Consider the following 24,255-nt stretch of genomic DNA (forward strand, 5'->3'; position numbering starts at 1 on the left):
GTCTTGAAATTTCTTAAAAATAATCCTCATTTACCACCGTGGATCAGAAATCATCCATCTCCCCAAAGATTTCAGTGTAGTCATCCAACTCGCCAAAATCCATGTACACTTCTTCTTGCATTAAGTCGAGTTGCTCACGGTGAGTAACTTCTTCTCCAAGAACCTGTACAGGGGCGTCTCCTTGTTTAAGAGTGATAAATGGTTCATTAAGATTTTTTCCCATAATAATACCAGTTAGTTCTATTAAAAATGATCTGTCATTCAAGAAATCGAAAGTATAAATCAACTGTTGTCCCTTGGTATGCAGCAAGTCGCTTAACTTTGTTTTTTGCATAATAAAGAACGCAGCGCCATTTATACCTAAGTCGAGCATCGATATCTCAACCAGCTTTTTCCTCCTGTTATCCGAGACGAAAAAAGATGCCAGTTGGTGCGATTCAAAACCTACACTTTTCTGAATAATTGTATGAAAATCGAAAAATGAATGTTTTGCATCGAGAGTAACCTCCAGCCGGAAGTTTTGGGATTCTTGTGAATTGATCTGAAATTGAAATATCATAACCTTCACCTTGAATTACATCCAAATTTTACGGATATATTTTCAAAATCCAAGATGAGAATTGCCTGTTTGATAGAAATTATCTATCGCAAAACAAGGATTGTTAGATTCACTCTCTATGACTTTCCCAACTCAAGATGTTGGTTTTAAACTTGTTTAAAAGAAATTTTGCCTCTGAAAATTAGCTGATTTTTGTCACTGAAAAGGACGTTTTAAAAAATGTTAAAAAATATTAAGCATAATTTTCTGTCGAACAATCGGCTATAATGTTCAGATTTTTTTGATTCAATTTATTGTTTTTGTAGCAAAATGTCATCATTTGTTTATTCCTCTGAGCATTTGTCTTTTTCCGGGAGGCCCGGGAAGACGCTCCATTGAGAAGCCACAAGCCGCGAGTTTCCGTCGGATTTCGCCTTTCGCACTATAAGTTACGAATATTGCATCTTGACGGCATGCGTGGTAAATTTTAAGAAAAATGTCGTTTTGCCACATATTGGGCTGTTTGTCCGGTCCAAAGGCATCAAAATAAATTACATCGAATTTCTGCTCTTCGGTGAAATCATATTCAGTAAGGTCGGCGTGTATTTTTAGCAGCGAAAAATGGTCGGAAACTGTGACTTCTTTGTTCCATTCTGCTGCATGTATTTCCTGAAACAAATGAATGGCTTCTTCCGAAAAAAGACGGCCGTAATCAAGCGCTTGTATTTCATCCGGCGTAACCGGGTATTTTTCGATGCTAACAAAGCGGGTCTTTCTTTTGCTTTTGTTGGCTTCCATGGCAGTAACCAGAGCGTTTAGCCCGGTTCCGAACCCTACTTCAAATACCGCAGGCGATGCTGAGGGATGGGCACAATAGCCTTGCTGAAGAAAAACATAGTTCGATTCGGTGAGAGCACCGTTCACCGAGTGATATTGTTCATCCATTGCCGGGATAAACAATGTTTTAGAGCCATCTGCAGTGTCTATTAAACGTCTTTCCATTGGTATTATAAAATACGGGTGGTTTGTTTTACGATTGAAAAAACTAAATTTGAGCTTCAAAAGTAGAAAATATGTTGGTACGGTTGTATAACGAAAATCCTAATCCACGAGACATTCGGGATATTGTTGAAATATTGCGACAGGGAGGAGTGATTATTTACCCGACTGATACTGTTTACGGAATGGGGTGCGACATCACCAATCAGAAAGCCGTTGAGAAAGTCGCCCGTTTCAAGGGAATAAAAATCGAAAAAAGTAACTTTTCGTTTATTTGCAGCGACTTTAGTCATCTTTCTGATTTTACGAAGCCTATACCCAACCACGTTTTCAAACTTATCCGGAAGAATCTTCCGGGGCCCTTTACTTTTATCCTGGAAGCCAATAACAATGTTCCGAAATACTTTAAGGGAAAAAAGAAGACAGTTGGCATCCGGATTCCGGACAACAATATTATTCGTGCGATTGTAGAAGAACTCGGAAACCCGATCATGTCGACTTCTATTCGCGACGAGGACGAAATTATTGAATACACCACAGATCCGGAGTTGATCTACGAAAAATACCAGGATGTAGCCGATGTGGTGATCGATGGCGGTTATGGGGAACTCGTTCCGTCAACCATTGTTGATTGCTCCGGCGATGATATTGAAATTGTACGGGAAGGCAAAGGTATACTGGAGTATTAAGACCTTTGAATGCAACGCTGGTTTTTATTCTTTCCAGAAAGACGGCGAGAAAAGTACCAGTACTGTAAACAACTCCAAACGTCCCAATAACATCAGAAAAGATAAAAACCATTTTCCGAGCGGCGATATGTGGTAAAAGTTCTCGGCAGGTCCTACGCTTCCAAGCCCCGGACCAATGTTCCCCAAACTTGTTGCAACGGCTCCCATCGATGATTCCATGTCGGGTTCAATCAGGGTAAACAGAATGGTGCTGACAAAGAAAATTACCATGTACAACATAAAGAACGCAAGCACATTGGTTACGATTTTAGAATCAACCGAATGACGGTTGAATTTTACCGGAATTACCGCGCGCGGGTGTACCAGGCGTTTCAGTTCATAATATCCGTTTTTAGCCAGTACTACAATACGCATGATTTTGATGCCTCCCCCGGTTGATCCGGCAGAGCCTCCAAAGAAAAACAATGCAAAAATGAGCATAGTCAGGAAAGGTGGCCAGACCAGGTAGTCGGCGGTGGCAAAACCCGTTGTTGTTACAATGGATACCACCTGGAACAACGCTTCACGAAAGGCACCTTCAAAGTTGAGGTGGGAAGAGAGCAGCAGCCCGCCAGTAATCACTGCGGAAAAACTAAGGGTTATTAAACTGTAGTATTTGAATTCCTCATCTTTAAAAATCGCCGAAAAACGACCGGTTATGGCCATGTACGACAGGGTAAAATTCGTGCCTGCCAGAAACATGAAGAAAGTGATTACATATTGAATAAAAGGCGAAGGCCAGTGTGCGATACTTGCCTGTTTGGTAGAGAACCCTCCGGTTGCCATGGTGGTAAACGAGTGGCAAATTGAATCGAAAAAACTCATGCCCCCAATCCAGAGCAAAATGGTTTCAAGCACGGTGAACAGGATGTAGATTCCCCAAAGTGTTTTGGCTGTTTGCGTAATCCGGGGACTAATTTTATCCGGTGTAGGACCGGGCACTTCCGCCATAAACAGCTGCATTCCTCCTATTCCAAATACCGGTAAAATGGCCAGTGAGAGAACGATGATTCCCATTCCTCCAAGCCATTGCGTAATGCTTCGCCAAAATAAAATTCCGTGCGGAAGAGCTTCAATGTCGTTTAAAATAGAAGAACCGGTGGTTGTGAACCCCGATATGGTTTCAAAAAAAGCGTCGGTAAAACGTGGAATGGAACCACTCAGAATATAGGGAAGCGATCCGAAAAAGGAGAACACCAGCCATACCATTGTTACAATGATAAAACCTTCGCGTTTCCCTATGTCTTTTTTTGCTTTCCAGGTGGCAGCAGTGATTAATGCACCGATTCCGAGATTGATCCCGGCAGAGATCAGGAATGCGACAGTGTCGTTGCCTCCGTAGATTAGTGCTACCACGGACGTCAAAAGCATTGCAAACCCTTCAACAACCAAGAGTAAACCAAGTACTTTAAAAATGATCTTGAGATTCATCCCAGATTGGTTTTGATCGCTTATTTGAAGAACTTCTCTATCTTTTTAATTCCTGATGGCAGGGTAAATACCACCACTTTATCGCCTTCCTGCACCTGGGTGTAGCCGTGGGCAATGTATCCCATGTTCCCGCGAATAACACCGCCGATTTTGGCTTCGGCCGGAAATCCGATATCTTTTACAGGCTTCAGGGTGATTTTAGCCCCGGGCTTGGCAATAAATTCAAAAACTTCTGCTTCAGAAGCTGTCAGACATTTTACTTTTGATATTTCGGCATTCAGTGTAAAGCGGTAGATGTAACTTGCCGCAATCAGTTTTTTATTGATAATGCTTCCAATTCCTGTGTTGTCAGCCAGTTTCATGTAAGCCAGGTTTTCAACCTCGGCCACGGTCCGGCGAACGCCCAGTGTCTTGGCCAGGTTACATCCCAGTATGTTGGTTTCCGAATTTCCGGTAGTAGCTACAAAAGCATCCATTTTGTCAATGCCCTCTTCTTTCAAAAGATCCAGGTTTCGTCCGTCTCCGTTAATTACCAGTACATTGCTAAAGCGGTCGGCGATTTCCTCGCACCGTTCCCTGTCGCTTTCAATGATTTTTATCCGGTAACTTTCGCCCAGTTTTTCAACAGCTTTTTGGGCAATACGGCTACCTCCCATAAACATGATGTTTTTGACCTCAAACTGTTTTTTCCCGGTGAGTTCCAAAACATTGCTTTGTTCTGATGGAGTTGTGACAAAGAAAACCACATCGTCGTTTTGTATCGAATCGTGTCCGTTGGGAATGATCGTTTCGTTGTCGCGTTTAATCGCTACAACCAACAGATGTTGGTGCTCGATGGCCAGTTCTTCAAACGTTTTGTTCAGGATTGGTGCATTGTCGCGGACTTTGATGCCCAGAAGCAGCAACTTTCCATTGGAAAATTCGATCATCTGGCGGGTAACGGTTTGTTTAACCGAAGCTACAATTTCTTTGGCAGCCAGACTTTCAGGGTAGATCAATTCGTTGATCCCCATGTCGTTTAATTTGGCCCGGTATTTTTCCTGCAGGTATTCCTGGTTGTTGATACGCGCAATGGTACGGCTTACGCCAAGGTATTTCGCCATGGCACAAGCCAGAACATTTCGTTCTTCGAACGGTGTTACCGCAATAAACAGATCGGCTTTTGCCAGGTCTGTTTTTTTCAGGTCTGAAAAAGAATGCGCTGAACCAATAACCGTCATCAGGTCTACTTCACTGCTTATTTTGGAGAGTCGCTCCTGCGAATCATCCAAAAGCACAATGTCGTGATCTTCTTTGGATAACATCCTTGCCAAATGTGTCCCCACTTCGCCGGCACCGGCAATTACAACTTTCATCGTCTGCTGTCTTTGTAAATAATTCGCAACAAATTAATGTATTAACTTCTACAATTCCATGTAAAAAACTGTTTTTTAATTTTTTACCTCATTCAAATTTAACATACCCGGCTGCAAAAAACAATACAAGTATTTGAGAGTCAAGAAGTATTTTTGAAGGTTTTATAACGTTAATTTGTATTCAATATAATTAACCCATTATTGCCACTGAATACGGAATGCACCCATTGCCGGGAGAGAATGGATAAAGGTGTTTTGCGGGTGTATGTTTCTCGTGGTTATTACGCTGGTTTCAGCATCAATTTGGTACTCTTCGGGAATAAAGTAAGAATTTAATACCAAAATATCAGGAGTCAATTCTTGCGGGCCGTTTTTGGTCAAACCAATTTGAATGATTTTGTCTTCAAAACAAATAAAGTTGTTTTTGAGAAGCAGGTGCTTGTCTTCAAATAAAGTACCGTACTCCAGGAACACGGATTGGTGAAGGTTCTTTTGCGTTGTTACATTTTGTGTCATCTGACGCGTGTAAGCCGATGAGTCGATCGGGAATTGGGTTATGATGTAGTTTTGACGCCCCTTAATTAGTTGGAGGGTAAGGTTGTCGCGATTGTTGAATATGATCAGTTCTTTTTGCTGGTACTGCCAGAACTTTTGACTGGCGGAAAGCAACATTACCACCGAGAATAAGAGGAATGCATATTTCAACTGCCGTGCACGCCGGAATTCGATAAAAGCAAAACAAAAGAGGAAGGCCAGCAGCAAACTTATGGATTGTGACACACTAAAAGGAATTTTAAAAACGGAATGAGGTAAATTTTCAATCCATTGAAGTAAGGCGAACAAATTGCCGATCACTTCTTTTATCACGAAAGCCAGTCCTGTGGATAAATAGGGAACTCCGGATAGCAGAAGCAGTAAAACACCCAAAATGATTAGTACGAAAACCGCCGGAATGATGACTACATTCGTCAGCAGAAAATAGGTCGGGAATTGATTGAAATAATACGATGTGAATGGAAAGGTTGCAATTTGGGCAGCTATTGAAACGGTCATTAAAACCCAGAAGTAGTGGATGATTCGGTTTTTAACCTTCCATAGTTTTTCCAGTTTGGGTTGAAGAAAAACAATGCCAAATACGGCTGAATACGAAAGCTGGAATCCAACTTCAAAAAGATTGTTGGGGTTTAGTAACAAAAGAATAAAGGCTGATGTGGCTAGTGTGTTGTAAATATTGGCCCGCCGGTTTAAGCTGGTGGCAATGCTTACCAGCGAAAACATGGTGGCAGCCCGCAACACTGATGGCGAAAGACCGGTTAAAAGAGCATAACTCCACAGCATAATAATGGAAAAGACCACAAACAGGATGCTTCCTTTTTTTGTCTTTTTCAGAAAGCCAAAAATCAACACAAACATCCCGAAAATAATTCCGACATGCAAGCCGGATACGGCCAACACGTGCATTGCCCCTGCGGACGAAAACACTCGTTTGGTTTCCGGATCAAGCCCTCGTTTATAGCCCAGCGTAAGTGCAGAAAGAATAGCCGTTTCATTTTTGCCCAAATTTTGCTGCCGGTAAATAGTCAGTAGCTTTTCCCGAAGTTTTTCTGCCATTATAACCGGGCTATTTACCGTGATGTTTGTCGGCTTCCACTTTTCATCGGCGAGGTATAACTGGCGGTATATTTTTTGGCGGTTCAGGTACTTTGGGTAGTCAAACTCATAAGGATTGCCATTGTTGGTAACAATGCGGGGATCCTCCTTGAATAAAATAACGGAGCCGGGAACGAGGTCTTCCGCATGGCTGTTCTTTCCGAAATAGGCCAGTATTTTTTCGTTTGCCTGAAATATTGAGTCTCCTTTGATAAAGGAGTTCAGTTTGAGGACAGTTTTGTAAGAATTGGGTTTTTCTTCCGGCTTCTCCAGAACGACGGCCGAAAATTGGCCGTTTTCGAATAGTGCCGGTGGTTGATTGTGTTGGTTGAAGAATGCAATCCCGAGCAAAAAGAACAAGATGCTTGTTAATGCTCCAAAAATACCTTCGAATGAAAACCGGTAGCGAATGTTTAGCAGAATTAACACCAAAAAAAGAATACCCGCACTCAGAAAAAACAGGCTGTTTTCCGGTTTTATGTAAGCGGCTGCAAGCACTCCTGTGCCGTATGATACGGCAATTCTGAGAATGGGTATTTTTAGAAACAGTTTTTCCAAGGTTATTGCCTGAAGGATATATCCGCTCAAACGAATCCCCTGGGAAAAGGTTTCTATTTGGCAGGAACTTTTATCCTGTACGCTGGAATTACTTTACCCTGACTGATGCTGATAAGTTTACTTTTCAGTAGTCGTTTCCGGAGCGGAGAGAGGTAGTCGATAAAAAGCTTTCCGTCCAAATGGTCGTATTCGTGTTGGATAACCCTGCCCGCAAAACCTTTGAAAGTTTCCGTATGCTCTTCAAAGTTTTCGTCGAAGTAGCGAAGTGTAACTTCATCGTGGCGCGAAACGTCTTCCCGTATTTCCGGAAGACTCAGGCATCCTTCGTTCATAACCCATTTTTCTCCGTCAACCTCCAGGATTTCGGGATTGATAAACACTTTCTGGAAATTTTCCAATTCAGGTTCATCATCAGCGCCCGAGCTGGCATCAACTACAAACAAACGAATTGACATGCCCACTTGTGGCGCTGCCAGTCCAACTCCGTCAGAATAATACATGGTTTCCCACATGTTTTCAATTACTTCTTTCAGGTTGGGGTAGTCTTTATCTATTTCTTGCGCGCGTTTTCTTAAAATAGGATCGCCGTAAACTGTTACCGGGTATTTCATTCGTCTGTATTTTTTATTTTCAATCGACACAGGTTTTCTAATGGCTTTCAAATGCTGATAATCACTCTTGCTGGTCCGAATTCCCTGTTGTCTTGCTTCTTTTTTGTTTACTTTTTTACTGCAAATTTCTTTGCTGCTCTAAATAATCTTGCAGAATGATGGTAGCACTAATTCCGTCTATCATCTCTTTATTCTGTCTTTGCTTTTTTTTGAGCCCTCCATCAATCATGGTTTGAAAAGCCATTTTCGATGTAAAGCGCTCGTCATAAAGTTCCAGCCTGATCTCCGGGTAAACCTGTTGGAATTTACGGAGAAAAGGATTAATGTAACGAACAGCTTCAGAGGCTTCGTTGTTCATTTGGCGAGGATAGCCCACTACTACGGTTTCCACCTTTTCCTTCAGAAAATACTCCTTCAGAAAATCCCAGATAGTGTGAGTCGGTATTGTGGTAAGCCGGGTTGCAATTATTTGTCCCGGGTCTGTAACTGCCATTCCCACACGCTTTTTGCCGTAATCGATGGATAGAATTCTTGCCATAATTTTAAATCGCTGCAAAAGTATAGAGAATTGATTAGAAAAAAAAGAGCTGGTTAAACGGTTTGTTTTCAGAGAATTCAGGTAAAGTGTAAATTTGGCGTTTCATTTTTGGCACGTGCTTTGCAATTTCACTTGCAATTACCGGTTTAAACAAGGCGCCAAAAGAGCAATGCAAACAATTTGTTGAATTTTAAAATAAACGTCATGAAAGCGATAAAATTCAGACTGTTTGCCACGATATTTACTCTGGCGGCAGTTATTACAGCAACAACATTTGAGGCGAACGCACAACGCAGATCGAGTCAGGAAGGCAACGAATCCAGGCGGAGCACGCAGGAAACCCGAAAAAACGTGGAGCGCAAAAGTACTTACAAAGAGTACGACAAAGTTCAGCGAAAATCGGTTGATCCAAAACTGAGAAGTACACGTAGCGAGGGTAACCGTTCGTCTGTAACCAAGTCGGGTAACAACCAGAATCGTTCGCAGTCAAATAACTCACGCAATTCTTCTGCAAATTATCAGAAGCGGGAGTCAAACAGAAATGTAACAAATCAGGGAAACAACAGAAGTGTTCAGAAAAGCAGTCAGGCAACTCCCAGCCGGAATTCGAATTCCACTTATCGTACTTCACGGGAGCAAGACCGGAATACCGTTCGCAGCCGGGAGAATGACAACCGCAATGTGCGGGTAGGTACTTCTACCAGCGAAGGACGCCGGAATACCGGAAGAACAGTTAACGAAAACCGGGATTTTTACCGGGTTGATAAAGCGGACAGACGCTATTCTCCGAGCGAAAATTACCGGGGAAGCAGTAATTACTGGAAAGGGAACTACCGTTCTGAGCGGATGAACTACAACCATAAAGACAAAAGGTATTATTCTAATTACAATTATTCAAAGAGGAATCACTGGGACAGAAAGTGGGAAAACTACCGCTGGAATTACAATAGCTGGCGCGATTATTACAGCGGCTATAACCCGCGGTCTTACACCTACTCAAGGTATTATTTTCATCACCCGCATTACGGGCACGTTCTTTCCAGGTTTGATTACCGTCCGGTGGTTTTCGTTCACAACCATCATCAGTATTATTGTTACAACGGACATTTCTTCCGTTACCGTCCGGGAGTAGGTTACATACTGGTTGATTTGCCTTACGGATTTACCTTCCAGTATTTGCCGAAAGGACATTACGAACGGGTTCACGTAAACGGTTACCTGTATTTCAGAATCGGAAACTTGTTCTTTGAAGCATCAAACTACGGGTTCAACCTGGTTCATTATCCGGAAAGATATTATGCCTATGACGACGGATTTGAGCGTCCCGGATATTATTACGACGATATTTATTGGTAGTAAGTGATTACTAGACCTTCGAAATATATTGTTTCTTGTTCCACTACCTGCACTTTGGGTGCAGGTAGTTTTTTATGGGGAGAAAATGAAAGATGTCAGATGAATAAATGTTTTTAATTTGCCGGAACATTCATTCGCTGCATTTTTTTATCTATTTTTAAAAAACCAAATGCGATGTCAAAAATGTCTATGAAACTGAAAAGAGATCAATTGCCGCCCAAAAAGGCTGAGAACTGGAGAAAAAGTTTTAAAGAGGAGTCGAAGCTCACCTTTAATCTTAAGGTTCCAAAGATTATCCTGCAAAAGGAAACGTATAAATCGCTGATTGGCGAAAACGAAAACCGGGTGCGGGTATATCTTGGTCTTGAACCGGAAAAGAACGAGGGTAAGTATGAGCTTTGTGCTTATGCTGTATCTGCTTTTTTGCTGGGAAGTGGCGATGTCTATGCCGATTATGAAACTCCGGTATTCAAATTATCCAAGAAAAATGTGAACCTTTCGGATAATAACAAGATGGTGATTGAGAGTATCAGGATGTATCGCAAGTGGCGTTCGGGCGAACTCGATCCGGAGGATGAAGGAGCACCGTTCAGGCAATACATATATCCCAATGCCTATTTGTTGACCAAGTTTGAGTTGCATGAATTATTCAACGCGCAAAACAGGGCCGAGATACAACTTGAATTTGGTATTGCAAAAACCATGGATGTAATCATCGGGCCGGTGAGAACGATGGAAATGCAAACGTCAGGAGAAGATGACGACGTTTTTAACCATGCTGGTGTATGTCCTCCTTATTGTGACGAGAGAAGCATTTACAACTCATAATCCGGTGCTTTGAACCTGCTGTATTTCAACTGGACCCCCATCCTTATCCCTTTTATTGTTGGAATAATAAAGTTCCGTAACCTGGACACTGCATTAAGGATTCTATTCCTTTTTGTAGCAATGGGTACCGTTAACGAGCTTGTTGGCTTGTACCTGAGGTACGTTGTGTGCGTAAAAAATACCATGCCGCAGGGAAATGTCTACTACTTGGGGGAATTCCTTTTGTTGGGGCTGTATTATCGGCAACTGTTAAAGGACCGGTTCAAATCGTGGGTGTTTTTAATTATTATTTCTCTGTTTATTACCGTAAGCCTGGTAAACTTGGTGCTTTTTAAATCCTGGTTCGAATATCCGGCGGTGCTACAAACCGTAAGCAAAATATTTCTGATGGGGTTCTCTCTTCTTTATTTCTACAAGGTAATGGACGAGGCAAAAATCGAGAATCTCTGGAAAGAACCAGCCATTTACATTAACGTTGCGGTTCTTGTCTATTATGCGGGGAATCTGTTTTACTCTTTGCTTTTCAATTTGATTCTGGAATATTCGCGGACATTTTCGCGAATCACGGTTCAGTATTTTTCAATTCTAAATGCAGTGTTTTATTTTTTGATTGCAATTGGCTTTTGGCAGGTGAAAGCCATTAGTAAAAAACAGCTTTCCGGTGCAGGCGTTAAAACTTAATGCCTTGAACAAAATATGGATTTTGTTCGCTAAATTAGTAGCGGATTGAACATTTTTTCGAGTGGGATTGGAAAATGCGAATATTACATTGATTTATTTTCTGGGCACGGTAGCTATGATGTTACTTGCCGGCGGTTTGTTTTTCTTTTTTGTGTTTTACCAGAAACGATTGTTGCAGAAGCAGCTGGAGTTGAACAAGGTCAGACAGGATCAACAGGAAGAGATTTTAAGAAATACAATTCAGGCCCAGGAAAACGAACGGAAACGAATTGCCCAGGACTTACATGACGAGGTGGGGGCGATGCTTTCGGTGGTAAAACTGAATGTTGGTCGTATTGAACGCCAATCGGAAGATAAGACGCTTGTGCTGGCATCCGAGACTAAAACTTACCTTGACGATGTGATTACCCAGGTACGAAGAATTTCACGGGCGCTTTTGCCGCCATCTTTGGAAAAACTGGGGCTTTATCCAGCCCTGGAAGAATTGGCAAGCTGGGTAAATAAGTCAGATCAGCTTTTTATAGAAGTCAGAAAATCAGGAGAGCCTTTTCGCTTTGATATCAAAAAGGAATTGGCGGTTTTTCGCGTGGTGCAGGAGGTGATGAATAATGCCATAAAGCATGCTGATGCTTCGCAATTGTCACTTACATTGAGATTTGGCAATAGTACGCTTGCCGTTCTTGTGCGTGACAATGGAAAAGGATTTGATCTGAAGGAAAAGATGGGGGCCGGACTGGGATTGAGAAACCTCGAGAGTCGGATGGAGATGGCAGGTGGTAGATTTAGACTCAAATCGAAAATCGATTCTGGTACTTCAGCGCTTTTGTTTCTCAATTCCCTTCGTGATGAAAATAGGGATTTGGCATAACGAGTCAACTGAGTTCGTATGCGTAAATACTGTGTTTGGGTTTAATTATACTTGAATGAATACTACAGGATTAAAAATAGTGGTAACCGATGACCATCAACTTTTTCGGAAGGGTATGGCAGCACTTCTCTCCGATTTCGACGAGGTAGGAGAGATATCAGAAGCCGGAAACGGATTGGAGCTGCTGGATTTGATAAGTACAATGCCTGTTTTGCCGGATGTGGTGCTGCTTGATGTTAACATGCCAAAGATGGATGGAGTGGAAGCTACCCGCCGTTTAAGGCTGGAATACCCGTCGGTTCGGATCGTTATTCTGAGTATGGAAGACGATGTTCAATTGGTGTCTCATTTGGTCAGCGAAGGAGTGAATGGGTATTTATTGAAAAACGCCGATCCGGATGAATTGGAACTTGCCTTGAAAAAAGTAATGAAGAACGATTTTTATTTCTCAGCCAGTCTTACCTCAGCGGTGTTGAAAAGTTCAACTACAGTGGTGAAGCAGTCAAGTTACATGTCGGATATTGACCTTTCTGAGCGGGAAAACCAGGTGCTTCAGTTGATCTGTGAAGAACTTACGGCAGCAGAAATTGCCGACCGTTTATCGTTAAGTGCCCGAACGGTTGAAGGGTATAAGCGAAATTTACTGGAAAAAACAGGGACACGAAACATGGCTGGTCTGGTGATTTGTGCCATGAAAAACAACCTTATTCAGGTTTAATTCCGTCGTTCGCTAGTCGGCTCTCTTCTTATTCCGGAAATACATAGGAATTACAATGCCAAAGAGCATCCCCGAGTGATTTCATGCAATTGCTTCGCTCATTTTTTGAAAGAAAAAAGGGGTACTGCAATAGCACCCCTTTGGAATCGTTTACCTTACTTTTTACCACCACCGCTTAGGGAAAATGGGACAGTTACTTGAGAGGGATTGAATGTGTAAAAGGTGTGATGACAAGTAAAAAAGGTAACTGTGTTTTGTCGGGTGGTTATCAGCTAGCTTTGTATTGAAAGTTATAATATGTTCTGTTGTTATGCTCATTTTTTATAATTGACATTGCAAATTTCATAAATAAGCTTTAGCTGTAAAAGAGTAATTCTACGTGAAGTGGATACGTAGTTCTACGTGAAGTGTGTTTTCGAAAATATTTCCTGCAATTTTCAGCACAAAAAAATCATGATTCCTAGGAATCATGAACAGAAATGAAAGTTAAGATGTGTACCCCTATCCGGGATTAGTTTTTATTTTTTAATGCAGAATATCCAATGTAAAATTCCCAATATTCAATTTTTCCGGATTTTGTTGGATCTTTTACATTCAAAATTGAGAATTGGATATTTTTAAAAACTGACTCTCAGAAAAAAAAAGAGCTGCCCCCAAGGACAGCTCTCGTATAAATTATGCTTGAATTTGTTATTTCAAGTTTGCCTGAGCGGCAGCAACGCGTGCAATCGGCACACGGTAAGGAGAACAGCTAACATAGTCCATTCCTACGCTGTCGCAGAACATTACTGATGATGGTTCGCCACCATGCTCACCGCAAATACCAACTTTCAGGTTTGGTTTTGTGCTGCGGCCTTTTTCAACACCCATTTTTACAACCTGTCCAACACCTTCCTGGTCAAGAACCTGGAACGGATCGTTTTTCAGAATGCCTTTTTCGATGTAGATCGGCAGGAATTTACCGGCATCGTCACGCGAATAACCAAAGGTCATCTGGGTAAGGTCGTTGGTACCGAATGAGAAGAATTCAGCTACTTCGGCAACCTTGTCAGCCGTTACAGCTGCACGTGGAATTTCGATCATTGTACCTACCATGTAATCTACGGTAGCACCTTTTTCTTCGAATACCTTTTTAGCAGTTGCGTGGATGATGTCAGCCTGCAGTTTCAATTCTTTTACAGTACCAATCAGCGGAACCATAATTTCAGGACGTGCGTCAACACCTTTTTGCTTCAGATTTACAGCAGCTTCGATAATGGCGCGAGCCTGCATTTCTGTGATTTCAGGATAAGTGTTTCCTAAACGACATCCACGGTGACCCAACATCGGGTTGAATTCGTGCAGGTCTTCAACCAATGCTTTCACTTCCTCAACGGTGATTCCCATTTCAGTTGCCATTTCCTTCTGGTTGGCTTCTTCGTGCGGAACAAATTCGTGCAACGGCGGATCAAGCAAACGAATGGTTACTCCGTATCCTTCCATGGCTTCCAGAATTCCTTCGAAATCTTCGCGTTGGAAAGGCAGCAGTTTATCCAATGCTTTGCGACGGGCTTCTTCTGTTTTAGCCAGAATCATTTCGCGCATAGCTTTAATTCTTTCGCCTTCGAAGAACATGTGCTCGGTGCGGCATAAACCAATACCCTGGGCGCCAAAATCGCGGGCAACCTTGGCATCGTTTGGAGTGTCGGCGTTGGTACGAACTTTCATGCGGGTGAATTTTTCAGCCAGGTCCATAACCTTACCAAAATCGCCGCTCATGTCCGGATCCATCGTAGCTACTTTACCTTCGTAAACTTCTCCGGTAGAACCATTCAACGAAATCCAGTCTCCTTCGTGGAATTCGTTGCCGTCGATAGTCATTACACGGGTTTTGTAGTTGATTTTAACGCTACCTGCACCCGAAACACAGCATTTACCCATACCACGGGCTACAACAGCTGCGTGCGAAGTCATACCGCCGCGGGCAGTAAGAATACCTTTGGCAATGTGCATACCTTCCAGGTCTTCTGGAGAAGTTTCAACACGTACCAGCACCGATTCGGGGTATTTATTGGCTTCGTCAGCAAAGAAAACAACCTGGCCTGTGGCAGCTCCCGGAGAAGCCGGTAAACCTTTTGCCAGTACGTTGGCCGATTTCATCGCTGCTGTATCAAATACCGGGTGAAGAAGTTCGTCCAGTTTGGCGGCGTCGATGCGTTTCAAGGCTGTTTTTTCGTCAATACGGCCTTCGTTCAGCATGTCCATGGCAATTTTAACCATCGCAGCACCGGTGCGTTTCCCGTTACGGGTTTGCAGCATCCACAATTTACCTTCCTGAATTGTGAATTCGATGTCCTGCATGTCGCTGTAGTGGTCTTCCAATTTTTGTTGAACAGTGTTTAACTGTGCATACATTTCCGGCATAGCTTCTTCCAGAGATGGATATTTTGAAGCTCTGTCTTCTTCCGAAACATTTTGAAGAGCAGCCCAGCGTCTTGAACCTTCAAGGGTAACTTCCTGCGGTGTGCGGATACCTGCAACAACGTCTTCACCTTGTGCGTCGATCAAATATTCGCCGTTGAAAATGTCTTCACCGGTAGCAGCATCGCGGGTAAAACAAACACCTGTACCAGAGTTTGAACCCATGTTGCCAAATACCATTGCCTGAACGTTTACGGCAGTTCCCCACTCATCCGGAATTTGCTCCAAACGACGGTAAAGAATAGCGCGGTCGTTGTTCCAGCTATTGAAAACAGCCGCAACAGATCCCCAAAGTTGTTCCCACGGATCGGTTGGGAAATCCTTGCCGGTTACTTTTTTAACCGCTGCTTTAAAACGGTTAACCAATTCTTTTAAATCGTCGGTTGTGAATTCAGTATCAAGTGCGATTCCTTTTTCTTCTTTCAGTCCTTCAATGATTTCTTCAAAAGGATCAATTTCTTCTTTGCTTGCGGGTTTCATTTCCATAACCACGTCACCGTACATTTGTACAAAGCGACGGTATGAATCCCAAGCAAATCGTGGGTTTCCTGATTTTTTAGCAATGCCTTCCACTGCATCGTCGTTCATCCCCAGGTTCAGCACGGTGTCCATCATTCCCGGCATAGAAGCGCGCGCACCCGAGCGAACCGACATCAAACAAGGATTTTCCTTGCTGCCGAATTCAGTCCCGGTTAGTTTCTCAACCAAAGCAACAGCGGCTTCTACCTCCGGCTTAATCAGGTTGAATGTAGCTTCCTTACCCTGCTCGTTGTACATGGTACAAACTTCTGTGGTAATGGTGAAGCCCGGAGGAACCGGAACTCCAATCAGGTTCATTTCAGCAAGGTTTGCACCTTTTCCTCCCAGGAGGTTCTTCATGTCTGCTTTACCTTCTGCTTCTCCAGCTCCAAAGGTATATACATGTTTTGCCATAAAAGTACTTTTAAGTTATAATATTTAGAATTAGAATCGTTCTTGGAAACGGGCTGCTAAAGTAGCTTTATTTTTTAAAAATTGAAAGTTTTTGATTGCTTAAGTTGCTGTTTGTTAGCTCAGAATAAACTTGTATGAAAATATTGCACTTATTGAATATGAGTGCTTCATTTCAAAGAAGTTGACAAATGTTCTTTACGTATTTTTGGGGAAGATTCTTCTGATTTTTGCGGGAAAAATATCATTAATCGAATGTTGGAAGATCTGATTTGTGTTTTGGAGTTTATTACATGCTCTTAATCCTTAACATTCTTTAACTTCCGTTGATACGAGTTAACTATTTTCCGACGTACTTTTGTAATAAGAAATTTGAATAGTTTTAGTGTTTTTTCATAGAGAATAGATTTGGTTAGGTTAGGAAACAGAGGTAATAGTGATTATCTCTGTTTTTTTATGCCCAAACTGCCATATTTGCTGTCAGATTCTCATTTTTCTGAAATTTTTTCCAGTTTTAATTTTTTAGTCCGACATTCTGTCTTTCAGTTGGTTGTGGTTTGAGTTTTGCGTCTTGGAGCAGGAAATTTATATAATACAATACAGCCATGAATCTGAATAATTTTACGATAAAATCACAGGAAGCCATTCAAAAGGCTTTTCAAATTGCGCAGGGGAATAATCAGCAGGCCATCGAAACAGGTCACCTGATGCGTGGATTGTTGCATTCGGCCGAGAATGTAACTGAATTTCTGTTGAAAAAACTCGGAGTAAACACCGGGATATTTCAGCAGGCTTTAAACAAAATTGTTGAATCGTATCCAAAAGTTTCCGGAGGCGAGCAATACCTGTCATCCGGTGCAAACCAGGCTTTGCAAAAAGCACTGGGGCTGGCACAGGAAATGGGCGACCAATATGTTTCGGTAGAGCATATTTTATTGGGTTTGCTGGATGTGAAGGATTCGGTAAGCAGCCTGATGAAAGACAGCGGGATTACCAAAAAGGAATTAAAGCTGGCGATTGAAGAGTTGCGAAAAGGATCGAAGGTGGACAGCCAGACCGCCGAAGACAAGTTTAATTCGCTGAGCCGCTTTGCGATCAACCTGAACGAACGTGCCCGCTCGGGCAAACTGGATCCGGTGATTGGCCGCGACGATGAGATCCGGAGAATTCTGCAAATTCTTTCGCGGCGTACAAAAAACAACCCGATTCTTTTGGGAGAGCCCGGAACCGGAAAAACGGCCATTGCCGAAGGACTGGCGCACCGGATTGTGCGGGGCGATGTGCCTGAAAATCTGAAGTCGAAACAAGTGTATTCGCTGGATATGGGCGCGCTGATTGCCGGGGCCAAATACAAAGGCGAATTTGAGGAACGGTTGAAAGCTGTTGTAAACGAGGTAGTGCAGTCGAACGATGAGGTGATTCTGTTTATTGACGAAATTCACACGCTGGTGGGGGCCGGGAAAAGCGAAGGCGCCATGGATGCTGCCAACATTTTGAAACCCGCATTGGCAAGGGGAGAGTTACGCGCCATTGGTGCCACAACTTTAAGCGAGTATCAGAAATACTTTGAAAAAGACAAGGCGCTGGAGCGTCGTTTCCAGATCGTTCATGTGGATGAACCGGATACTTTGAGTGCGATTTCCATTTTGCGAGGAATTAAGGAAAAATATGAAAATCACCACAAAGTAAGAATCAAAGACGATGCGATTATTGCCTCGGTGGAGCTTTCGCAACGCTACATATCTGATCGTTTTCTGCCCGATAAAGCCATCGACCTGATGGACGAAGCGGCTGCAAAACTGCGCCTGGAGATTGATTCGGTTCCGGAAGAACTGGATGAAATCGAACGCCGGGTAAAACAGCTGGAAATTGAGCGGGAGGCAATCAAGCGCGAAAATGATCAGAAAAAACTTTCGGGGCTGAACGAAGAGATTTCGAACCTGAAAGAAGAGCAATCGCGGCTGAGAGCCAAATGGCAGTCGGAAAAATCGGTGGTGGAAGCGATTCAGCAGAAAAAAGAAGAGATTGAAACCTATAAGTTTGAGGCCGAGCAGGCTGAACGAAGAGGAGATTACGGACGAGTGGCTGAGTTGCGTTACGGCAAAGTGAAGGAAGCCGAAAATGAGATTGAGAAACTGCAGACCGAATTCAACGAAATGAAAAAAGGCGAAAGCCTGATAAAAGAAGAGGTGGACACCGAGGACATTGCCGAAGTAGTTGCCCGCTGGACCGGAATTCCTGTTTCGAAAATGTTGCAGAGTGAGCGCGAGAAGTTGCTGCACATGGAAGAAGAGTTACACAAGCGTGTAGTGGGGCAGCACGAAGCCATTACTGCCATATCGGATGCAGTGCGGCGCAGCCGGGCCGGTTTGCAGGACGAAAAAAGGCCCATTGGTTCCTTCATTTTTCTTGGAACAACCGGGGTAGGGAAAACCGAACTGGCCAAAGCATTGGCTGAGTACCTGTTTAACGATGAGAACATGATTACGCGGATTGATATGTCGGAATACCAGGAGAAATTTTCGGTAACGCGTTTGATCGGTTCGCCTCCCGGATATGTTGGGTACGATGAAGGTGGTCAGCTGACCGAAGCGGTGCGCCACAAACCCTATTCGGTGGTTCTTTTCGACGAAATCGAAAAAGCACACCCCGATGTGTTTAACGTGCTTTTGCAGGTACTGGACGACGGCCGTTTAACCGACAACAAAGGACGTACGGTGAATTTCAAGAATACGATCATTATCATGACCTCTAACCTGGGTTCTCATATTATTCAGGAAAACTATGGAAAAATGAGTGCCGCCAACGAGGAGGAAGTGCTTGAAAGGACACAAAGCCAGTTGATGGAATTGTTGCGCAAAACCATCCGGCCCGAGTTTTTGAACCGGATTGATGAAACGATTGTGTTTACACCTTTGTCAAAAAGCGATATTCACGAAATTGTGAAACTTCAGTTTAAACAGGTGGTGAAACGTTTATCGGGTGCCGATCTGAAAATGGAAATTACTGACGCCGCCATCGATCTTTTGTCGAATGCCGGTTATGATCCGCATTTCGGAGCCCGGCCGGTAAAACGTGTTTTGCAGAAATATGTTTTGAACGAACTTTCGAAACGAATTCTGGGAGGCCAGGTTGATAAACAAAAGCCGATTGTGGTGGATGCCGAAAACGGTCAGCTGTTATTTAAAAACTAGCCGGCTCAGCTAACCGGATACTTTTTCGGATAGTAATATTTGGCAAACAACAGGTAAGCGGCCATAAAAATGTTTACCATGTAATTGAAATAGAGCGGGAAATGGGCAATGCCTGTTTCCCAGTCTCCTATGACTATATAGATAAACGTTAGTATCTCTCCCAGAAACCACATCCAGAGAAACAGAATGCTGAGATCTTTTACACTTTTGGTTTGAAAGGTTTTCACAACCTGGGGCAGGCCGCAAATGGCAAACAAAATATTGCCAACCCAGCCAATGGTCTCATTAATCATGCTAAAATGGTATTAAAGCGAGTTTTTTAATTCCTGCAATTCCGGAATGGCAGCTTCCAGGTTTTCGATGGCTTTGTTCACCAGAGCAGGTAATGTTGCAAGTTGATTGTTTTCAGCAAGCAGCTGTATTTCTTTTAAAAGAGCACCGGTTTCTTCCATGCCAAAAGTAAGTGCCGACGATTTGGCGGTATGTGCCTCACGCGCCAGTACCTGCCAGTTTTCCTCCTGCAGGGCCGCTTTCATTTTTTGGGTGAAATCCGGTATCTGGATCAGGAAAATATCGATGATCTCCAGGTAAAATTCGGTGTCGCCTGCTGCTAATTCTTCAATTCGATTGGGGTGAATATGTTTAAAGAGCTTGTCCATAGTATTTATTTACTGCAAATTTGCAAATTATTGAAGGATTTCGAAGTGATTGAATGATAAATTTCATGGTAGTGTATGCTTTGAATCCATAGTTTTGCAATTTAAATATCGATAGGAAGAAAATGAAAACAACCGCATTTAATAAAATACACAGAGAAGTTGGAGCGAAATTAGTTGAGTTTGCCGGATTTGAAATGCCCATCGAATACAGCGGAATTAAAGACGAACACATGACCGTGCGCGAAGGCGTAGGCGTTTTTGATGTTTCGCACATGGGCGAGTTTTGGGTAAAAGGCCCCAAAGCACTCGATCTGATCGCATACATTACCTCTAACGATCCGGGGGCTTTAGCGCTCGGACAGGCACAATACAGCTGCTTTCCAAACGGGAAAGGTGGCATTGTGGACGACCTGCTGGTGTATCATTACGAGCCTGAAAAATACATGTTGGTGGTAAATGCTTCCAACATCGATAAAGACTGGGACTGGGTGAGCCGCCAGAATGAAAGCATTGGCGCCGAAATCGAAAATGCATCTGACCGCATCAGCCAGTTAGCCATTCAGGGGCCGAAAGCTACGGCTACCCTGCAAAAACTTACGGATATTAATTTGTCTGACATACGTTTTTACACCTTTGTAACCGGGAAAATTACCGGAGTAGAGGATGTAATTATATCGGCAACCGGTTACACGGGAGCCGGTGGTTTTGAGCTTTACTTTCGTAACGAAGTGGCCGAACAAATCTGGAATGCCATTTTTGAAGCCGGTGAGGAATTTGGAATCAAACCCATTGGTTTGGGAGCGCGCGATACTTTGAGACTCGAAATGGGATATTGCCTGTACGGAAACGACATTGATGATACCACTTCGCCGATTGAAGCCGGTCTGGGATGGATCACGAAATTCAACAACGGACGCCGGTTTATCGACCGCGAATTCCTGACCATGCAGAAAAACGAAGGAGTTTCGCGCCGCCTGCGTGGCTTTGTACTGACCGACCGCGGAATTCCCCGTCACGGCTACGAACTGGTAAATGCCGAAGGCGAAGTGATTGGTGAAGTAACTTCCGGAACCATGTCGCCCGTGTTGAACAAAGGAATTGGGATGGGTTACGTTGCCAAAGAATACTCGGCATTTGGAACCGAAATTTTCATCAAAATCCGGAACAAAAATATTCCGGCGGAAATTGTTAAGCTACCATTTATCTAATCAATAAAACAAATCGATTACCTTGAGCCGCTTTTATAGCGGCTTTTTTTATGCTTTTCGTAAAAACTTTCTTGTTGTAGGATGTAGTACTCCAGGCGTTTTTGGCGTAAATTTATACAAGTGAATCAGGAGTTTAAGTCGTTCTTCAAAAAATCAAAAGCCATGTCAAAGTTTCATGAAATATTGAAAAATGTGAAGAAATCTCCCCAGAAGAGTGCAAAGGAAAAAAGAGCTGAAAAACGAGAGCGAAGGGCCATGAAAAATGAATCGATTAACCTTAAAAAAGTGTTTGAAGAGAAAGAGAAGTAAAGGTAAGTATCTGGTATTTTCGCAATCCCAAAATCCGATAAATTAGTGCTGGTTAATCCGAGTTGTTGACTTGAATCGAGTGACGATCATTTTGTTAAATGAGCCCCCGGTGATTGATAAGGTTGACAAAAAAAGTTAGCACATATGTTGTGTTAAAATCAGGATTCCGTTTATTTTCTTTTCGCGTCAGTTTCTTCGCACTTTAAATTCTTTTTAAATAATAAAGAAAAATACATTTCTATCTGAAAGATTCGACTTTCTTGTTTGGAATCAGATAAATTTGTGATGAATAATCATTTGATAGATAAAATGTTATCCTGCTCGTGATAATTAAAATGACTTCTATCACTTGTGTGCCTTGTAAATCAATGTTTTAAAACTCATAAAAATAAAAATAAACTTGACTTTTCTCATCTGGAATCGCTCCGTGATTCATGATCTTTGAGCAAGGGTGTTTTCAGTAAGAAAATGAATTATTCACCTTAATTGACGTATTTTATGAAGAAGCACAATTTTTACGCAGGACCATCTATTCTGCCGGAGTATACAAAAGAAAAAACTGCTGAGGCAGTACTTAATTTTGCCGGAACAGGGCTTTCGGTAATGGAGGTTTCGCACCGGAGCAAGGAATTTGTGGCCGTAGTGGACGAAGCCGTTGCATTGGTAAAAGAACTGTTGAAAGTTCCGGAAGGCTACTCGGTGCTTTTCTTACAAGGTGGCGCCAGTCTCCAGTTCCTGATGGCTCCTTACAACCTGATGGGTTTGAAAGCAGCTTATCTGAACACTGGTGTATGGTCGAAAAAAGCCATGAAAGAAGCCAAATTTTTTGGTGAAGTAGTAGAAGTTGCTTCTTCAGCCGACGCCAATTTCAATTACATTCCGAAACAATTTGACACACCGGCCGATGCCAGTTACCTGCACTACACCAGCAATAACACCATTTTCGGGACCAAAGTAAATGCCCCGGAAGCGAATGTTCCGTTGGTGGCCGATATGTCGTCTGATATTTTCTCTCGTCCGGTTGACGTGGCAAAACACGACCTGATTTATGCAGGAGCTCAGAAAAACCTGGGACCATCGGGTGCAACACTGGTTATTGTAAAAGACGAAGCGCTGGGCAAAATAGACCGCGTAATTCCAACCATGTTGGATTACCGTATCCACATCCAGAACGAATCGATGTTTAATACACCTTCTACATTGCCGGTTTTTGCCTGTTTGCAAACCTTGCGCTGGTTAAAAGAACTGGGTGGTGTTGAAGCCATCGAAAAAATAAACATCGAAAAAGCAGCGGTGCTTTACGACGAGATCGACCGGAATAAATTGTTCCAGTCAACTGTTCCGAATAAAGAAGACCGTTCGCTGATGAACGTAACCTTTGTTATGGCACCGGAATTTGCCGAACTCGAAAAAGAATTCCTTGATTTTGCCACCGCAAAAGGAATGATTGGAATTAAAGGTCACCGCTCGGTTGGCGGATTCAGGGCCTCGACCTACAATGCGATGCCGATCGAAAGTGTACAGGCGCTGGTCGACACCATGCAGGAGTTTGAAAAGAAGCACTAATCAAATAAATCAGGAAATGCAGGGTGTTTATCCTGCATTTCTTTTATAGACAGGTTTCAAGTTCCTGTCGCGTACCTAAATTTTTATGAGTTATGACTAAAGTATTAATTGCTACTACCAAACCATTTGCGCCGGTTGCAGTGGAAAAAATCACTGATATTCTGAAAACAGCCGGTTACGAAGTGATATTACTGGAAAAATATTCGGAAAAAAAGGCCTTGCTGGAAGCCGTTGCAGACGTTGATGCAGCGATTATTCGCAGCGATATTTTTGACCGCGAAGTACTGGAAGCCGGGAAAAACCTGAAGATTGTGGTTCGGGCCGGTGCCGGTTACGACAACGTGGATTTACCGGCCGCTACCGAAAACAACCAGGTAGTGATGAACACTCCCGGGCAAAATGCCAACGCCGTGGCCGAGCTGGCAATAGGCATGGCCATTATGGGGCTCCGCGAAATGTTCTCCGGGAAACCGGGTGGCGAAATGCGTGGCCGTACGCTAGGCTTACACGGATTCGGCTTTGTGGCTCGCAACGTATTCCGCATTGCACGTGCTTTGGGCATGGAAGTGATTGTTTACACCCGTTACAGCAAGGCGGCTGCAGCTGCTATCGGCTTGAAAGTAACACATTCGCTGGAAGAACTGTACGAGAAGAGTGATATCATTTCCATTCACGTTCCGGCCCGCGGCGAACACCTGAAATCGGTTAGTTACGATGTGTTGCAACACCTGAAAGACGGAAGCATTATCGTAAACACCGCCCGGAAAGAAGTGGTGAACGAGCCCGATTTGGTGAAAATCATGGAAGAAAGGCCCGGCATAAAATACATGTCGGATGTTACGCCGGATTGTGCCAATCTGTTTGAAGAAAAATTTAACGGGCGCTATTTCTTTACTCCGAAAAAAGCCGGAGCTCAAACTGCCGAAGCAAACCTGAATGCCGGGGTTGCTGCTGCCGAGCAAATCGTAGCTTTTTTTGAAAACGGTGATAAAACATTTCAGGTAAATAAGTGATGCTGCTGTTGATCTCTTTTAATGAGAGGGATTTTTAGCAAAGATTGTTTCAAATCT

21 protein-coding genes are annotated in these 24,255 nt (G+C 43.1%); 11 read left to right on the forward strand and 10 right to left on the reverse strand.

Going from position 1 to position 24,255, the window contains the following annotated elements; all coding sequences use genetic code 11:
• Positions 1 to 43: 43 nt before the first annotated feature.
• Together D1614_RS20410 and mnmC2 are read right to left on the reverse strand one after the other, a co-directional pair.
• On the reverse strand, positions 44 to 559 hold the full coding sequence (locus D1614_RS20410) for an IS1096 element passenger TnpR family protein (protein ID WP_119439840.1): 516 nt from the start codon (positions 557 to 559) through the stop codon (positions 44 to 46).
• A gap of 315 nt (positions 560 to 874) precedes the next feature.
• Positions 875 to 1,540, reverse strand: coding sequence for a tRNA (5-methylaminomethyl-2-thiouridine)(34)-methyltransferase MnmC2 (mnmC2, locus tag D1614_RS20415; protein WP_119439841.1), 666 nt, complete (start codon positions 1,538 to 1,540; stop codon positions 875 to 877).
• Between the two features lie 71 nt (positions 1,541 to 1,611).
• Between mnmC2 and D1614_RS20420 the strand changes: the two genes are divergently transcribed.
• Positions 1,612 to 2,226: an L-threonylcarbamoyladenylate synthase gene (locus tag D1614_RS20420; protein WP_119439842.1), complete on the forward strand. Its 615-nt coding sequence runs from the start codon at positions 1,612 to 1,614 to the stop codon at positions 2,224 to 2,226.
• Positions 2,227 to 2,250: 24 nt separating this feature from the next.
• Here the strand turns inward: D1614_RS20420 and D1614_RS20425 are convergent, their stop codons facing one another.
• The 5 genes from D1614_RS20425 to ruvX all read right to left on the reverse strand — a co-directional run bounded on the left by D1614_RS20425 (position 2,251) and on the right by ruvX (position 8,408).
• The gene (locus D1614_RS20425; RefSeq protein ID WP_119439843.1) at positions 2,251 to 3,696 is read right to left on the reverse strand and encodes a TrkH family potassium uptake protein; all 1,446 of its coding nucleotides are present in this window, start codon (positions 3,694 to 3,696) and stop codon (positions 2,251 to 2,253) included.
• Positions 3,697 to 3,716: 20 nt separating this feature from the next.
• A complete protein-coding gene (gene trkA, locus D1614_RS20430) occupies positions 3,717 to 5,051 on the reverse strand; it encodes a Trk system potassium transporter TrkA (RefSeq protein ID WP_119439844.1) in 1,335 nt (444 codons plus the stop codon).
• A gap of 198 nt (positions 5,052 to 5,249) precedes the next feature.
• On the reverse strand, positions 5,250 to 7,259 hold the full coding sequence (locus tag D1614_RS20435; protein WP_147384331.1) for a ComEC/Rec2 family competence protein: 2,010 nt from the start codon (positions 7,257 to 7,259) through the stop codon (positions 5,250 to 5,252).
• A gap of 53 nt (positions 7,260 to 7,312) precedes the next feature.
• Positions 7,313 to 7,870, reverse strand: coding sequence for a peptide deformylase (def, locus tag D1614_RS20440; RefSeq protein ID WP_119439876.1), 558 nt, complete (start codon positions 7,868 to 7,870; stop codon positions 7,313 to 7,315).
• Between the two features lie 115 nt (positions 7,871 to 7,985).
• Positions 7,986 to 8,408, reverse strand: a complete 423-nt coding sequence (gene ruvX / locus D1614_RS20445; protein ID WP_119439846.1) for a Holliday junction resolvase RuvX — start codon at positions 8,406 to 8,408, stop codon at positions 7,986 to 7,988.
• A 204-nt stretch (positions 8,409 to 8,612) separates the two neighbouring features.
• Between ruvX and D1614_RS20450 the strand changes: the two genes are divergently transcribed.
• The 5 genes from D1614_RS20450 to D1614_RS20470 all read left to right on the forward strand — a co-directional run bounded on the left by D1614_RS20450 (position 8,613) and on the right by D1614_RS20470 (position 12,859).
• Entirely contained in the window at positions 8,613 to 9,764 is a 1,152-nt protein-coding gene (locus D1614_RS20450; protein WP_119439847.1) for a hypothetical protein, read from the forward strand.
• A 189-nt stretch (positions 9,765 to 9,953) separates the two neighbouring features.
• Positions 9,954 to 10,592, forward strand: coding sequence for a hypothetical protein (locus D1614_RS20455; protein ID WP_119439848.1), 639 nt, complete (start codon positions 9,954 to 9,956; stop codon positions 10,590 to 10,592).
• A gap of 9 nt (positions 10,593 to 10,601) precedes the next feature.
• Positions 10,602 to 11,273: a hypothetical protein gene (locus D1614_RS20460; RefSeq protein WP_119439849.1), complete on the forward strand. Its 672-nt coding sequence runs from the start codon at positions 10,602 to 10,604 to the stop codon at positions 11,271 to 11,273.
• Positions 11,274 to 11,334: 61 nt separating this feature from the next.
• Positions 11,335 to 12,141: a sensor histidine kinase gene (locus D1614_RS20465; protein ID WP_119439850.1), complete on the forward strand. Its 807-nt coding sequence runs from the start codon at positions 11,335 to 11,337 to the stop codon at positions 12,139 to 12,141.
• Between the two features lie 55 nt (positions 12,142 to 12,196).
• A complete protein-coding gene (locus D1614_RS20470) occupies positions 12,197 to 12,859 on the forward strand; it encodes a response regulator transcription factor (protein WP_119439851.1) in 663 nt (220 codons plus the stop codon).
• Between the two features lie 690 nt (positions 12,860 to 13,549).
• On the opposite strand, the gene ppdK is transcribed toward D1614_RS20470, so the two are convergent.
• On the reverse strand, positions 13,550 to 16,252 hold the full coding sequence (gene ppdK, locus D1614_RS20475) for a pyruvate, phosphate dikinase (RefSeq protein ID WP_119439852.1): 2,703 nt from the start codon (positions 16,250 to 16,252) through the stop codon (positions 13,550 to 13,552).
• 602 nt (positions 16,253 to 16,854) lie between these two features.
• On the opposite strand from ppdK, the gene clpB reads away from it, so the two are divergent.
• The gene (gene clpB, locus D1614_RS20480; protein WP_119439853.1) at positions 16,855 to 19,443 is read left to right on the forward strand and encodes an ATP-dependent chaperone ClpB; all 2,589 of its coding nucleotides are present in this window, start codon (positions 16,855 to 16,857) and stop codon (positions 19,441 to 19,443) included.
• 5 nt (positions 19,444 to 19,448) lie between these two features.
• Here the strand turns inward: clpB and D1614_RS20485 are convergent, their stop codons facing one another.
• Both D1614_RS20485 and D1614_RS20490 read right to left on the reverse strand, forming a co-directional pair.
• Positions 19,449 to 19,736, reverse strand: a complete 288-nt coding sequence (locus D1614_RS20485; protein ID WP_119439854.1) for a PQ-loop repeat-containing protein — start codon at positions 19,734 to 19,736, stop codon at positions 19,449 to 19,451.
• Between the two features lie 12 nt (positions 19,737 to 19,748).
• Positions 19,749 to 20,102 (reverse strand): Hpt domain-containing protein, encoded by a 354-nt coding sequence (locus D1614_RS20490; protein ID WP_119439855.1) that lies wholly within the window; start codon positions 20,100 to 20,102, stop codon positions 19,749 to 19,751.
• Between the two features lie 122 nt (positions 20,103 to 20,224).
• Between D1614_RS20490 and gcvT the strand changes: the two genes are divergently transcribed.
• The 4 genes from gcvT (at position 20,225) to D1614_RS20510 (ending at position 24,198) form a co-directional block, all read left to right on the forward strand.
• The gene (gcvT, locus tag D1614_RS20495) at positions 20,225 to 21,310 is read left to right on the forward strand and encodes a glycine cleavage system aminomethyltransferase GcvT (protein ID WP_119439856.1); all 1,086 of its coding nucleotides are present in this window, start codon (positions 20,225 to 20,227) and stop codon (positions 21,308 to 21,310) included.
• A 162-nt stretch (positions 21,311 to 21,472) separates the two neighbouring features.
• On the forward strand, positions 21,473 to 21,619 hold the full coding sequence (locus D1614_RS25975) for a hypothetical protein (RefSeq protein WP_175579294.1): 147 nt from the start codon (positions 21,473 to 21,475) through the stop codon (positions 21,617 to 21,619).
• A 498-nt stretch (positions 21,620 to 22,117) separates the two neighbouring features.
• Positions 22,118 to 23,185 (forward strand): 3-phosphoserine/phosphohydroxythreonine transaminase, encoded by a 1,068-nt coding sequence (serC, locus tag D1614_RS20505; RefSeq protein ID WP_119439858.1) that lies wholly within the window; start codon positions 22,118 to 22,120, stop codon positions 23,183 to 23,185.
• A gap of 92 nt (positions 23,186 to 23,277) precedes the next feature.
• Positions 23,278 to 24,198 carry an NAD(P)-dependent oxidoreductase gene (locus tag D1614_RS20510; protein WP_119439859.1) on the forward strand — a complete coding sequence of 307 codons (921 nt, stop codon included), beginning with the start codon at positions 23,278 to 23,280 and terminating at the stop codon, positions 24,196 to 24,198.
• Positions 24,199 to 24,255 lie beyond the last annotated feature (57 nt).

Origin of the sequence: Maribellus luteus, from assembly GCF_003576475.1 — a bacterium.
Lineage (GTDB): Bacteria > Bacteroidota > Bacteroidia > Bacteroidales > Prolixibacteraceae > Draconibacterium > Draconibacterium luteum.

What these genes read in the sequence shown, in the direction of transcription:
- D1614_RS20510 (WP_119439859.1), top strand. Translation starts at nt 23,278, where the DNA reads ATGACTAAAGTATTAATTGCTACTACCAAACCATTTGCGCCGGTTGCA.
- mnmC2 (WP_119439841.1), bottom strand. Translation starts at nt 1,540, where the DNA reads ATGGAAAGACGTTTAATAGACACTGCAGATGGCTCTAAAACATTGTTT.
- D1614_RS20420 (WP_119439842.1), top strand. Translation starts at nt 1,612, where the DNA reads ATGTTGGTACGGTTGTATAACGAAAATCCTAATCCACGAGACATTCGG.
- D1614_RS20410 (WP_119439840.1), bottom strand. Translation starts at nt 559, where the DNA reads ATGATATTTCAATTTCAGATCAATTCACAAGAATCCCAAAACTTCCGG.
- gcvT (WP_119439856.1), top strand. Translation starts at nt 20,225, where the DNA reads ATGAAAACAACCGCATTTAATAAAATACACAGAGAAGTTGGAGCGAAA.
- ppdK (WP_119439852.1), bottom strand. Translation starts at nt 16,252, where the DNA reads ATGGCAAAACATGTATATACCTTTGGAGCTGGAGAAGCAGAAGGTAAA.
- D1614_RS20485 (WP_119439854.1), bottom strand. Translation starts at nt 19,736, where the DNA reads ATGATTAATGAGACCATTGGCTGGGTTGGCAATATTTTGTTTGCCATT.
- D1614_RS20470 (WP_119439851.1), top strand. Translation starts at nt 12,197, where the DNA reads ATGAATACTACAGGATTAAAAATAGTGGTAACCGATGACCATCAACTT.
- def (WP_119439876.1), bottom strand. Translation starts at nt 7,870, where the DNA reads ATGAAATACCCGGTAACAGTTTACGGCGATCCTATTTTAAGAAAACGC.
- serC (WP_119439858.1), top strand. Translation starts at nt 22,118, where the DNA reads ATGAAGAAGCACAATTTTTACGCAGGACCATCTATTCTGCCGGAGTAT.
- D1614_RS20450 (WP_119439847.1), top strand. Translation starts at nt 8,613, where the DNA reads ATGAAAGCGATAAAATTCAGACTGTTTGCCACGATATTTACTCTGGCG.
- D1614_RS20490 (WP_119439855.1), bottom strand. Translation starts at nt 20,102, where the DNA reads ATGGACAAGCTCTTTAAACATATTCACCCCAATCGAATTGAAGAATTA.
- trkA (WP_119439844.1), bottom strand. Translation starts at nt 5,051, where the DNA reads ATGAAAGTTGTAATTGCCGGTGCCGGCGAAGTGGGGACACATTTGGCA.
- clpB (WP_119439853.1), top strand. Translation starts at nt 16,855, where the DNA reads ATGAATCTGAATAATTTTACGATAAAATCACAGGAAGCCATTCAAAAG.
- ruvX (WP_119439846.1), bottom strand. Translation starts at nt 8,408, where the DNA reads ATGGCAAGAATTCTATCCATCGATTACGGCAAAAAGCGTGTGGGAATG.
- D1614_RS20455 (WP_119439848.1), top strand. Translation starts at nt 9,954, where the DNA reads ATGAAACTGAAAAGAGATCAATTGCCGCCCAAAAAGGCTGAGAACTGG.
- D1614_RS20425 (WP_119439843.1), bottom strand. Translation starts at nt 3,696, where the DNA reads ATGAATCTCAAGATCATTTTTAAAGTACTTGGTTTACTCTTGGTTGTT.
- D1614_RS25975 (WP_175579294.1), top strand. Translation starts at nt 21,473, where the DNA reads ATGTCAAAGTTTCATGAAATATTGAAAAATGTGAAGAAATCTCCCCAG.